Below are 11945 nucleotides of genomic sequence, written 5' to 3'. Positions count from 1 at the left end.
ACCGTTGCGATCCGGTTTCGCGCGGCCCGCGCCCGCGCGCTGTCCAGCGCCGGGCGCCTCTCCTCCCGCGCGCCCGTCACAGCGCGGCGACATCGATGTCGACCTCGCGCGGCTCCTCGATGACGCCGCTCGGCGTGGCCCCGGCGCCCAGGATCGCGCCCACGGTCAGGGTCAGGGTCACCTCTCCGCTCGTGAGGGGCGTGGCGACGTACTTCCAGCGCAGCCGCACGCTGCCGCCTCTCTCCCCCTCTGCCGAGAGCGCCTCCACGGCGCGCCGCTCGATCTCCGGCGCCGTGAGCGCGGTGCGGAGCCGGTGGCCCGTCGAGGCGATGGCGGGCCAGCGGATGAGGGCGCGGTTGAAGGTCCCATCGAGCGTGTGGGTCACGACCGCGCGGTGCCCCTGGACCCGGACGCCATTCACGGCCCGGAACACGAACGTCTTGTAACGATGGACCTCCGGGGCGGAAGCCGCCGTTCCGTCCTGATCCTCGCGCAGCGTCCTCCGCTGCACCACGGCCCCGATCTCGTCGTTCGGTATGCCCCAGCTGTTCAGGCGCGCCAGCGCGTTCCGCCGGAGGAGCGCCTCGTCCGGCGAGATCCGCGGCCCGCTCGGCGTCTTTCGCAGGACGAGCACCTGGCCGTTCGAGGGGTCCTTCTCGTAGGTCCAGTCCGCCGACTCGCGCTCCGTCCGGCGCCCCAGCTCGCTGAGCGGCGTGAACTGCTGATCGGCCCCGATGAGCGAGCGCTGGATGAGCGCGTCATCGAATGAACGCAGCGTCAGCCGGGCCGCCGGGAGCCTCGCGGCGGGCGCCGTGGCGAGCTCCCGCGCGTCGAACGTGAACCCCTCGAGCGCCTGCGCGGCCGCGGCGATCTCGCCGTCTTCGCCGCCCCCTTCGGTCGCTACCTCCGGCGCCCCGCAGGCGATGAGGGTCATCGAGAGCGCGGCCCAGAAACCAATCGTTCGCGTCGTCATCGTCATGTCTCCTGTCGTTCGAATCCTTCGGGCAACACGCAGCGTTCGTCGTTCATCCGCCGGGCAGCACGCGCCCGTTCGAGGGGTCGCAGCCGGCGATGTAGTAGATGGTCGAGCCGGTCTTCAGTCCGGTGTTCTTCCGGTCGCGCCACCCGCCGTACTCGTACATGAGCTCCCGCGACGCGAACGACGAGCCGAAGACGATCGAGACGGGGCAGTCGTCGTCGTTGCTGAACTGGCTGTCGTCGTAGGCCTCGTCGATCCAGTTCTCTCCCACCCCGTTGGAGATGGAGCTGATCGAGTAGTCGCCCACGTAGTCCTTCACGTGATTGCCGCACGACGAGTCGCCGTGGAACGCGTTCCACATCGTCATCGTGCTGTCCGAGGTCGTGATCTGCTGACGGTATCCGCCGTTCTTCCACACGTCGTAGTCGCCCGACTGGCACGCTTTGACGACCGCGATCTCCAGATCCCCGCCCGTGCCCGGGTTGCCGAAGAGCATGTTCTCGTTCGTCAGGACGCGGCAGTCGTAGCTGCCGTTGCCCATGACCAGGCCGCTGTAAGCGGGCGTCGACGAGCTCCCTGCGTCGTGCCAGCCGTGCGTGTGGATGAAGACGACATCGGCCTCGTCCGCGCCCGAGCCGGACGCCATGTCGTTCGCCGAGCACGCGCAGGACGCCGCCTGGCTCGAGTCGGTCCAGTAGCTCCCCCGGGCGCTCGTGTTGTTGCGCGTCGAGACCTCATCCCAGAGGGAGACCATGCTGAGGAGGTTGAACGTGCTCGCGAAGGCGGCGGCGGTGCTCGTGTGCACCGAGTGCGACAGGCTGGTGTCGTCCTCGCACTCCCCCGTGTGTCCGAAGTTCGCGATCCCGTAGACGTGCGTCTCGTGCTGCGCGCGCGCCGACGACGGCATCGCAAGGAGGCACCCGAGCACCGGAACCCCTGCGAGGACATGGAACAATCGCCTGTTGCTCATACGCTCGACTCCTTCTTTGTCTCGATCGGTGGATGTTCGCCGCGACCCGCCGCCCGGCGCGCGCTCCACGGGCGCGCCGCCCGTGGACCTCGGGCGTGAACCTTCGCCGGGCAGCGTCGACGGGCGCGGGCGTCAGCGCGCCGCGCTCCGTTCAGCGCGGTCGCGTGTCGTTGACGTCGACAACGGCGTCGACCTCGGCGACGTCGCCAACGCACCAACGTTGTTCGCAGCTTCCGTGCCATCGCCTGGCGTCCGCCAGCGAGGGCATCGCGTCACCCCAGGCTTCAGCGATCTCCCTGGGATACGCGGGGATCGTGCCCACCCGGGCGCCGTCGACCGCCGTCGGCTGCTGTCGGCCGTCCTACGGTTCCGCTCGAGGTGGCGGCGCGATCCCGCGGGGTGATGGCGCGGGCCACCACCACCTCGAGGCGCGGGGGGCGGTCCAGTTTATTCAATCCCCCGGCGCGCGGATGCGCCGCCGAAAATCGCGGCGCGGCTCCGGAACCTGGGGCGGGCGGCGCTGTCGATCCCTGGCGTGGACGCGGTGAGCCGCGGCGCACGCAGAGAGCGGTGAAGCTCGCCGCGCGTGCGCCGGGGCGCGCCGAGAGAGGCGGGCCCTCGAGGGCTCGCTCCATTCAGACCGCTCGCCGCGCGGACATGCGCGCGAGCGCGAGCAGGGAAAGGGCTGTTCTCCGATGGACACGTTCAAGATGGCTCCGGGCATCGCACCCTCGAATCCGTTCCTCAGCAACCTGCCCTTCAGCCCGTATCCGGCCATCGAGGCCGACGTGCCCGCGGACGCGCCGGAGGGCTCCTATACGTACGCGCTCGTCAAGAGCGCGCCGGACGTCCCCGCCGACGAGTGCGAGACCGACGCGCTGTCGCTCGAGGTGATCATCCGGTGGGGGAACACCCCGCTTCACGTGGCGCACCTGACGCCGCCGCGCGCCTTTCATGTCGGCGAGACGGAGGGCGCTGGGGGCGTGTGCGACTTCTTCCTACCTGCGGAGCGCCTGGGCGCGGCGCGGGCGCCGCTCGTGCTTTTGAGCGAGGGCGGTGAGGTGAGCGCCGTCATCCCGCCGGGCGCGTCGGGATCCATCGACTTCGGCAGCTGCAGGATGACGATCGCGCAGGCGATCGCCGCCGGCCGCGCGGCGCCGTGCGCGGAGCTCGACGGGGCGCGGCGGATCGCGCTGCCGCCCGGCGCCCGCGCGAGGCTCGAGCTCGGCGATTTCGGGTTCGAGGTGGCGGTGGGCAGGGCGGGCCGCCGCGTCGCGGGCAAGGTCGGTATGGACCGCCGCAACCTGCCGTTCACCGCGCTCTCGACGCTGCTCCACGTCGGCCTGCTCGGGGCCATGGCCGCGTTCATGCCCCCGCTCGCCATGGCCGACGACGGCGGCGTGAGCGCGGAGCAGGCCTACCTCATGGCGCAGGCGATCGGCGCGATCGCCGAGAAGGAGCTGCCCGAGCCGAAGGACGTCACCGACGCGAGCGGTCAGACCGAGCGCGAGGGCGGCTCCGGCGCGGCCGCGATGGGCGAGTCGGGCAAGGCCGGGAGCGAGACGAGCCGGAAGACGGGCGGGCGCTTCGAGATCCAGGGGCCGAAGGACAACCGCGACGTGCGGATCTCGCGGGCGCAGGCGCTCGACGACGCGGCGCGCTTCGGCATGATCGGCGTGCTCCAGGCGGGGTCCGGCGGCGATCCGAACGCGCTCTCGGCGCCCTGGGGCGGCCCCGACACGCTCGGCAACGGCGAAAGGAGCGTGATCGGCAACATGTGGGGCGAGACGATCGACGAGTCGGGCGGCGTGGGCGGGCTCGGGTTGACGGGCGTCGGCGAGGGGGGCGGCGGGCATCTCATGGGCATCGGGATCGGGTCCATCGGCACCATCAACCACGGGAGCGGCGTCGGCGATGGGCCGGGCTTCGGCCCTGGCGGCGGCGCGTCGCGCTTCGCCAACGGCCCTGGCCACAAGGCGAGCGCGCCGCGCATGCGGGTCGGCTCGCCCTCGGTGTCGGGCCGGATCCCGCCGGAGGTCATCCAGCGCATCGTGCGCCAGAACTTCGGCCGCTTCCGGCTCTGCTACGAGAACGGGCTGCGCAACAGCCCGAACCTCACCGGGCGCGTGTCGGTCGGCTTCGTGATCGGCCGCGACGGGGCGGTATCGAGCGTCCACAACGGCGGCTCCGATCTGCCGGACGCCGGCGTGGTCTCCTGCGTGGTGCGCTCGTTCTACGGTCTGTCGTTCCCGCCGCCGGACGCCGGCATCGTGACCGTGACCTATCCCCTCCTCTTCAGCCCCTCTGGCGGCTGATTCCTCGCCTCGACCCATCGAGAGGCTGATTCGTCTCCTCAGCCTCTCTGTCGGCTGCTGCGTCTCTCTCTTCCGCCGGGTCCCTACCGCCCGCCGCCCGCGGCGATCTGCCCTACGGCCCGCTCCGCCTCCGCGATCTCCCGCTCTCGCTGCTGGATCATCACCCCCTGGGGCGGGCCCTGGAAGCGGCGGCGCTCCAGCGCGAACCAGACGACGGCCGTCACGGCGAAGACGATGAGCATGATGCCAAGGGCCTTGTCGTTCGGCGGCTGGACGCTCACCACGATCAGCATCAGGCACGCGAGGACGCTGATGATCGCGAGCGGCCGGTACAGCGGGCCGAGGTCCCACGGGCCCATCTTCACCCAGGTGCGGCCGTAGGCGCGCACGCCCATCATCGTGGGCATCACGTACGAGATGTAGAGGAAGATCACGCAGACGGCCGTGATCGTCGAGTAGACGGGCGTGTACACCGTGAAGCCGATCGTCAGCGCGCTGACGACCCAGATCGCCGTCGCCGGCGTCCGGAACTTCGGGCTCACCTTGCGCAGCTGCTCCGAGAGCGGCAGCCCCCCGTCGCGGGCGAACGCGAAGGTCATGCGGGAGGCGGACGTCACCGTCGCCAGCCCGCAGAGGTACTGGGCCACCGAGATGCCGGCGTAGAGCGCGATCCGGAGGTTCTCCGGGATGACGCGCTCCATGACCCAGAAGAAGACGCCGCCGCCCTTCGACGCCGCCTCATCCATGTCCGGGATCGCCAGCACGATCGCGCTCAGCATCAGCGCCCCGAAGACGCCGGAGACGAGCACCGCCCGGACGATGCCCCGCGGGACCGTCTGCGCGGCGCCGATCGTCTCCTCCGACGTGTGCGCCGACGCGTCGTACCCCGTGATCGTGTACGCGGGCAGGAGGAAGCTCAGGAGGAACAGCGCGGTCATGCTGCCCGTCTCCGGCCACACGTCGCCCCCCTTCGGGCCGCTGTAGTTCGTGAACGTGACGAGCCGGCTGGCGTCGATCGCGGGCGCGTAGAAGAGCATCGCGGCGGTGAGGATCACCGAGACGACGAGGATGAGGTACCCGCTGAAGTCGGTGAGCAGCGTGGTGACGCGGATGCCGAGGTGATTGAAGAGCGCCTGCGTCCCCGTGATGAGCGTGACCCCGACGGCCTGCGTCACCAGCGCGCGATCCGGGGGCATCGCGGCGAGATCCACGCCGAACAGCGGGCCGAGCGAGCTCATGATGAACAGGTAGGCGCCGACGTTGATGGCCGCGAGGACGGTGATCAGCCCGATCAGGTTGAACCACGCGGTGGCCCAGCCGAAGCCCCGGCCGCCGAGGATCGAGGCCCAGTGGTACAGGCCGCCCGCGGTCGGGAACGCCGACGCGACCTGGCCCATCGTGAGCGCGATACAGAGCGTGAGCGCGCTGCACACCGGCCACCCGATGCCGATGCCGGCGCCGCCGACGCTGCAAAAGCCCATCTGGAACGACGTGATGCCGCCCGCGATGATGCAGATGATCGAGAACGAGATCGCGAAGTTGGAGAAGCCCCCCATCCTGCGCAGCAGCTCCTGCGCATAGCCCATGCTGTGGAGCGTCTTCACGTCGTCCGCGATCACGCCCTCCACGCTGCCCGGTGCGGCTGCGCGCGGCCCGGCGTCCCCCTTCGTCTCCTGGCTCATGAGCGGTCCCCTTTCGTCACGGGTCTCTCGCCCGGGGCCGACGGAGCCGTTCGGGCCTCGTCAGGATCGGCGCGTCTCGCCGATGAGCGCTCCCCCCTTCGAGGGCCCCCGCCCGGACCCAGGCAGCCTACATGGGGGCACGTGGGCCTGCCCAGGGCTGCGCCCGCGCCCCGCTGCTACCCTCGCCGCCGATGGCCGCCACGACGATCCCCCCGCTCTCGCGCCGGCGCGCGCTGCTCGGCCTCGCCGCGCTCGCCGCGCCCTCGTGCCGGCGAGGCTCCTCACCGCCGGCGCCGGAGGAGGCGGCCCCCTCGGCCTGGAAGGATCTCCCGTTCGAGCCCGCCTCCGAGGGCGAAGGCCCGCAGCGCGCGCTGCTGCTCGCGCCCGAGGCCGCGCCGGCGCCGCCGCTCCTCGTCGCGCTGCACGGGCGCGGCGAGGCGGTGCGAGGCCTCGAGGTCGGCGCGCGCGGGTGGCGCGACGACTACGGCCTCGACGCGGCCCTCCGGCGGCTCCGCTCGCCGCCGCTCACGCCGGACGATCTCGGGCAGATGGTCACGCCCGAGCGGCTCGCGCAGCTCAACGCCTCGCTCAAGGAGCACCCTTACCGCGGGCTTTGCATCGCCACGCCGTTCACGCCCGACCTCCGCGACCGCTCCGTGGAGGGGGCCGCGGGCTTCGGCCGTTTCCTCGTCGAGCGGCTCCTGCCGCGCGCGCGCGCCGAGGGCGGCTGCCAGGCCACGCGCGAGGCCACCGGCATCGACGGCGTGAGCCTCGGCGGCCGCCTCGCGCTGCTCGTCGGCCTGTCGTTCCCCGACGTCTTCGGCGCGGTCGGCGCCCTGCAGCCCGCGGTGCGGGCGGGCGAGGCGGAGATGTTCTCCGCGCTCGCGCGCCGGGCCATGGAGCGCCGCGCGGTCGCCCTCCGGCTCGTGTCGAGCGAGGCCGACCCCTTCTTGCCCGCCATCCAGGCGCTCAGCGATCGGCTGCGGCAGGACGGCGTGATTCACACCCTGCTCGTCGTTCCCGGCCCGCACGACTACGCCTGGAATCGGGGGCCGGGCGGCGTTGAAATGGTGCTCTGGCACGAGCGGATCCAGCGCGGTTTGCCGCCGCCGTGATCGCGGCGGCCCGGCCGTCACATGCCCCTGACCCAGGCCGCCGAACCGTGTTACTCCCTCGGCATCGACGTGGCCGACCCCACACGCACCGCCCGCGCCGACGGCGCGACCGACCCGCCCACCGTGCGCGAGTGGCTCAAGCCGCTCGAGAGCGCCGGCCTGCGCCGCCACACGAGCGCGAAGCGCGTCGGCGGCAAGGCGGCCTCGCTCGGCCGCCTGCTCCGCGACGGCTTCCCGGTGCCGCGCGGGTGGGTGCTCGACGCGCGGTGCTTCACGGAGCTCGTCGACCGGCAGCTGCCGCCGGGGCACGACCTCGCCACGCTGATCCGGCTCTCGGGCACGAGGGCGGGCGTCGACCGGGCGGCGCGCGCGCGCGACCGCATCCTGAGCGAGCCGCTGCCCGAGGCGCTCTCGACCGCGCTGCGGGCGCTCTGGCAGTCCGTCGAGCAGGAGGCGCCGTGGGGCCTCGCGGTGCGGTCCAGCGCCACGTGCGAGGACAGCGAGGAGACGTCGATGGCGGGGCTCGCGACGTCCGTGCTCGGCGTGCGCGGCGAGGCCGGGCTCGACGCCGCGATCCGGCAGGTCTGGGCGAGCGCCTTCCTGCCGCGCGCGCTCGCGTACCTCGCGCACGCCGGCATCCGCGACGTCGCGATGGGCGTCGTGCTGCAGGTCATGGTGCGCGCCGAGGCCGCGGGCGTGCTGTTCACCGCGCCCCCGCCTGGGCTCGAGGGCGAGCACTGGCACGCCGGCGAGCGGCTCGTGAACGCCACGCTCGGGCTCGGCGCGCCGGTCGTCGACGGCGCCGCGGCGGCCGACACGATCCGGCTCGCGCGCGACGGCGGCAGGGTCGTCGCGTCGGCGGTGGCGCAGAAGCGGCGCGCGCTCGTCGTGGGCGCGGCCGGGCTCGAGGAGGTCCCGGTGCCCGAGGCGAGCGCCGAGCAGCCGGCGCTCGGCGAGGCCGCGCTGCGGCAGCTCGCCGAGCTCGCCGAGCGGCTCGAGCAGGGCGGCAAGGGCCCGTTCGACGTGGAGTTCGCGGTCGAGGCGGTCGAGGCGGTCGAGGAGCGCGGCGAGGGCCCGCCCGGCGCGGCGCTCGTGGTCGACGGGGAAGCGCCGTCCGACCCGCCGGAGGCCGCCGCAGCGGCGGGCGCGTCCGCTCCGGTGGCGCGGGAAGCCGGCGAAGGCGCGCCCTCCCCGGCGGCGTCGGAGGCCGGCGAAGGCGCGTCCTCCTCGGCGGCGCGGCGCGTGTGGCTGCTCCAGGTGCGCCCGGTGAGCGGCGGCGGCTTCCCCGAGGGCGGCGACGCCGACACGATCTGGTCGCGCGCCAACGTGGGCGAGGCGCTCCCCGGCGCGGCGACGCCGCTCACCTGGTCGGTGGCGCGGGCGTTCTCCGACCGGGGCTTCCGCGAGGCGTTCGCCGCGCTCGGCTGCCGCGTGCCGCGGGGCGCGCGCCTCGTGGCCAACGTGCACGGGCGCTTCTACCTCAACCTCACCGCCTTCATGCGGATCGCGGCGCAGGTCCCGGGGCTCTCGCCGCGCGCGCTTCTCGGCATGAGCGGCGGGGCGAGCGAGGCGCTCATCGCGCGGCTCGCCGAGCAGAGCGAGGGCGTCTCGCGGCGCGGCTTCTATGCGCGGCTGCCGCTCACCGGGCCGCGGCTCCTCCTCCGGCAGGCGCGGCTCGAGCGCGAGGTGGCGGCCTACGAGGGCGAGGCGCTCTGGGCGCAGCGCGCCCTCTCCGAGCTCGACATGACGCTCCTGCCGGACGACGCCATCGGCACCACGCTCCGGAGCGTCTTCCTGCTGCTCGAGCGGACCGGCACGCGGATGCTGCACTGCGCGTCGGCGTCGCTCGCGAGCCACCTCGCGCTGTGCAAGGCGCTCGAGCGCATCGCGGGCCGCCGCGCCTCCGCGCGCTCCGCCTCAGGGGAGGCGCACCTCGACGCGCCGGCCGGGCGCGCGGAGACGAACGTCGAGCACCTGGCGCAGGTGCTCGCGGGCGGCGTGCGCGAGCTCGACAGCGCGGGGCCGGGCATCGAGCTCGCGCGGGTCGCCGAGCTCGTCATGCAGGATCGGACGGCGCGCGAGCGGCTCCTCGCCGGCAACGTCGTGTGGCCGCGCGACCTGCCCGAGGGGCCGGCGCGCGACGCGTACGCGCGGTTCCTCGACGCCTACGGCGACCGCGCCGTGCGCGAGGCGGAGCTCGCGACGCCGCGCTGGCGGGAGGACCCGTCGCCGGTCGTCGCGATGCTCACGGCGTCGCTGCGCGGCGCGCCGGGTGATCCGGAGCGCGCGCTGGCGCGCGCCCGGGCGCTCGCCGATCGGGAGATGGCGATGCTCGAGACGCGCGTGCCGCGGCTGGAGCTCGCGCTCCTGCGCACCCTCGTCGGCCGCGCGCAGCGCTACGTGCGCCTGCGGGAGCGCATGCGCACGTGGGTGACGCGCGTCCTCGGCATGCTGCGCAGGGTCGCGCTCGACATCGACCGGCGTCTCCGGCGCATCGATCCCTCGCTGGAGCCCGGGAGCGTCTTCTTCTGCACCTACGAGGAGCTCGCGACGGCGCTCTCCAGCGGTCGCGCCGACGTGGGCCACCTCGTCCGGCTGCGGCGCGCCGAGCACCTCCGCGACGCCGCGCGCCCCGATCCGCCGGCCACCTTCATCGGCCGGCCGCCGCCGGTCGTGCTGCCGCCCGCGTCCGGCGAGCGCCTGCTCGGGCTGCCGGCGAGCCCTGGGGTCGTCGAGGGGCGGGCCCGCGTGCTCGATCCGGGCGCCTCGGCGCTCGACGCGGTGGCGCCGGGGGAGGTGCTGGTCGCGCGCACGACCGACGTCGGCCTCTCGCCCCTGTTCCTGGTGGCCGCCGCGGTCGTGACCGAGCTCGGCGGCCCCATGTCGCATGCCTCGATCGTCGCGCGGGAGTACGGCATCCCTGCGGTGGTGAACGTCCCCGGCGTGACGCTGGCGATCAAGACGGGCGATCGGCTCCGCATCGACGGCGATCGCGGCGTGGTCGAGCGCCTGGACGAGCGCGCCTCGCCGTCGTCGCCGGGCGTCGTCGCCGGGGGAGCTCCCGGGGGTGGCGCTGCCCCGCGCGCGGCGCTGCCCGGATGACGGCCGCGCGCTTCCGCGTCGGGCCCTCGGACGGCCCCACGGTGGCCGACGTCCTCGAACGCGCGGGCGGCGCGTCGCGGGGCCTCGCGGGCGCGGCGGCGGTGGGGCGCGCGTTCCTGAACGGCCGGCGCGCGCGGCCCGGCGACGCCGTGGCCCTCGGCGACGAGCTCGCGGTGTGGCCGGCGCGGCGCGACGCGCCGGGGGCGCCGCCGGTGGAGGTGCTGGCGCGCTGGGGGGAGCTCCTTGTCGCGTCGAAGCCTGCGGCGCTGCCGACGGAGCCGGAGCGCCGGGGCACGCGGTCGCTGGTCACGGAGGTCGCGGAGCTGCTCGGGCTGCGCGACCTGCCGCACGCGGCCTCGCGGCTCGACGTCGGCGTGAGCGGCGCGGTGCTGTGCGCCACGGGCGCGCGGGGCCGGCGGCACCTCGCGGCGATGCGCGAGGCGGGGCGCATCGCTCGGGTCTACGTGGGCATCGCCGGGGGTCGCGTCGACGGGGCGGGCACGTGGGATGCGCCCATCGGCGCGGCGCGGGCGCGGGGCGGTCGCAGCCTGCCTGCGGTGGGCGGCGCGGACGCGAAAGACGCGGCGACGCGTTACCGCGCGGTCGCCTCGGCGGGCGGCGGCGCGGCGCCGGCCACGCTGCTGCGCCTGGATCCGGTGACGGGCCGCACGCACCAGCTCCGGGTGCACGCGGCGCACGCGGGGGCGCCGCTCCTCGGCGATCGCGACCATGGAGGGGCCAGGTCGGTGACCACGGCGAGGGGCCGGGTGATCCCGCTCTCGCGCGTCGCGCTGCACGCCTTGCGGGTCACGGTGCCGGACGAGCGCGGCGAGCTCTGCGCGGCGATCGCGCCGGTGCCGGACGAGCTCCGCGAGCTCTGGGGGGCGCTCGACGGCGACGGCTCGGCGTGGGAAGAGGTGCTCTCCGCGACGCTCGAGGCGGCCCTGCCGCTCGGGCCTCCTTCCGGTACCCGATGACCTCGCCTCGCCCTCTCACCCGCGCCGCCCTGGGGCTCCTCGCTGGCCTTGCTCTTGCTGCCGCCGGCGTGGTCGCCGTCGCCGAGCCCGAGGCTCCGCCGTCCCGCGCGGGGTATGCGCCGGACCCTGCCCCGCGGCCCAGCGCGAAGCAGTGGGTCTTCGACGTGCAGTACGCCAAGGGGAGGGGCTCGGTCGTGCGGGTGCGACCGGTGGCGCTCGACCGGCCTCTGGCGACGGCGCGGGTGATGGGCCGGTTCGCGATCGAGCTGTACGTGGGCCAGGAGCTGCTCGATCGGGTCCGCTTCGACGTGCCGCTGACGGGGGACGCGCCGGAGCGGCCGCCGGGCGCCCTGCTCCGCCGTCCGACGTTCGACAACGGCGTGACGACGCGGCTGCGCGTGCAGATGGCGGACAACCCGCGCGCGAGCTGGGCCAAGCTGGTGGACCGGAAGACGGGCGCGGAGGAGCGCTTCTTCTGGCCGCCGGAGCCGGACGGCCGCCTCGTGTCGCTGAGCGCGCAGGGCGGGGTGGCGCTCGACGGAGGCGCGCCGGGGGATGCGGGCAAGGTGCCTGCGGACGCTGGGGGACCGGCGGATGCGGGCTGGCCGGACGCCGGCCCCGATGGGGGCTTTCCGCCGGTGGACGCGGGGTGGCCGGACGCGGGGAGGCTGCCGGTGGACGCGGGCTGGCCGGACGCGGGGAGGCTGCCGGTGGACGCAGGCGGGCCGCCGGTGGACGCGGGGCAGCCGCCGGATGCCGGGTTGCCGCCGGATCCGTTCAGGCCGCGGCGGAAGTAGCGCGGCCT

At 74.6% G+C, this 11945-nt stretch carries 8 protein-coding genes; 5 read left to right on the top strand and 3 right to left on the bottom strand.

The window, feature by feature from the left end; translation table 11 throughout:
- Positions 1-76: 76 nt before the first annotated feature.
- Positions 77-973, bottom strand: a complete 897-nt coding sequence (locus tag WME97_RS42620) for a hypothetical protein (RefSeq protein ID WP_437546487.1) — start codon at positions 971-973, stop codon at positions 77-79.
- A 52-nt stretch (positions 974-1025) separates the two neighbouring features.
- The gene (locus WME97_RS42615) at positions 1026-1949 is read right to left on the bottom strand and encodes a hypothetical protein (protein ID WP_437546485.1); all 924 of its coding nucleotides are present in this window, start codon (positions 1947-1949) and stop codon (positions 1026-1028) included.
- Between the two features lie 695 nt (positions 1950-2644).
- Between WME97_RS42615 and WME97_RS42610 the strand changes: the two genes are divergently transcribed.
- Complete coding sequence (locus WME97_RS42610; protein WP_437546483.1) at positions 2645-4264, top strand: AgmX/PglI C-terminal domain-containing protein; 1620 nt, start codon at positions 2645-2647, stop codon at positions 4262-4264.
- An 83-nt stretch (positions 4265-4347) separates the two neighbouring features.
- Here WME97_RS42610 and WME97_RS42605 read toward each other — a convergent pair whose 3' ends face one another.
- Positions 4348-5850, bottom strand: a complete 1503-nt coding sequence (locus tag WME97_RS42605; RefSeq protein WP_437555602.1) for an amino acid permease — start codon at positions 5848-5850, stop codon at positions 4348-4350.
- 287 nt (positions 5851-6137) lie between these two features.
- Here WME97_RS42605 and WME97_RS42600 point away from each other — a divergent pair, with 287 nt between their 5' ends.
- Genes WME97_RS42600 through WME97_RS42585 form a run of 4 tightly spaced genes read left to right on the top strand, consistent with a single transcriptional unit; the run spans position 6138 to position 11937 of the window.
- Positions 6138-7061, top strand: coding sequence for an alpha/beta hydrolase (locus WME97_RS42600; RefSeq protein WP_437546481.1), 924 nt, complete (start codon positions 6138-6140; stop codon positions 7059-7061).
- Positions 7062-7082: 21 nt separating this feature from the next.
- Complete coding sequence (locus tag WME97_RS42595; RefSeq protein WP_437546479.1) at positions 7083-10163, top strand: PEP/pyruvate-binding domain-containing protein; 3081 nt, start codon at positions 7083-7085, stop codon at positions 10161-10163.
- On the top strand, positions 10160-11140 hold the full coding sequence (locus WME97_RS42590) for a pseudouridine synthase (RefSeq protein ID WP_437546477.1): 981 nt from the start codon (positions 10160-10162) through the stop codon (positions 11138-11140). The genes WME97_RS42595 and WME97_RS42590 overlap by 4 nt, the downstream gene beginning before the upstream one ends.
- On the top strand, positions 11137-11937 hold the full coding sequence (locus tag WME97_RS42585) for a hypothetical protein (RefSeq protein ID WP_437546475.1): 801 nt from the start codon (positions 11137-11139) through the stop codon (positions 11935-11937). Before WME97_RS42590 ends, WME97_RS42585 begins: the two co-directional genes overlap by 4 nt.
- Positions 11938-11945 lie beyond the last annotated feature (8 nt).

Source organism: Sorangium sp. So ce367 (assembly GCF_051520455.1).
Classification (GTDB): domain Bacteria; phylum Myxococcota_A; class Polyangia; order Polyangiales; family Polyangiaceae; genus Sorangium; species Sorangium cellulosum_B.
Note: the sequence above shows the minus strand (reverse complement) of the source record. Positions and strands in the feature narration are given on the sequence as shown.

Excerpts from the sequence above, each read along its gene's own strand:
- WME97_RS42590 (WP_437546477.1), top strand. The coding sequence starts at position 10,160 with ATGACGGCCGCGCGCTTCCGCGTCGGGCCCTCGGACGGCCCCACGGTG.
- WME97_RS42615 (WP_437546485.1), bottom strand. The coding sequence starts at position 1,949 with ATGAGCAACAGGCGATTGTTCCATGTCCTCGCAGGGGTTCCGGTGCTC.
- WME97_RS42600 (WP_437546481.1), top strand. The coding sequence starts at position 6,138 with ATGGCCGCCACGACGATCCCCCCGCTCTCGCGCCGGCGCGCGCTGCTC.
- WME97_RS42585 (WP_437546475.1), top strand. The coding sequence starts at position 11,137 with ATGACCTCGCCTCGCCCTCTCACCCGCGCCGCCCTGGGGCTCCTCGCT.
- WME97_RS42595 (WP_437546479.1), top strand. The coding sequence starts at position 7,083 with ATGCCCCTGACCCAGGCCGCCGAACCGTGTTACTCCCTCGGCATCGAC.
- WME97_RS42605 (WP_437555602.1), bottom strand. The coding sequence starts at position 5,850 with ATGGGCTATGCGCAGGAGCTGCTGCGCAGGATGGGGGGCTTCTCCAAC.
- WME97_RS42610 (WP_437546483.1), top strand. The coding sequence starts at position 2,645 with ATGGACACGTTCAAGATGGCTCCGGGCATCGCACCCTCGAATCCGTTC.
- WME97_RS42620 (WP_437546487.1), bottom strand. The coding sequence starts at position 973 with ATGACGACGCGAACGATTGGTTTCTGGGCCGCGCTCTCGATGACCCTC.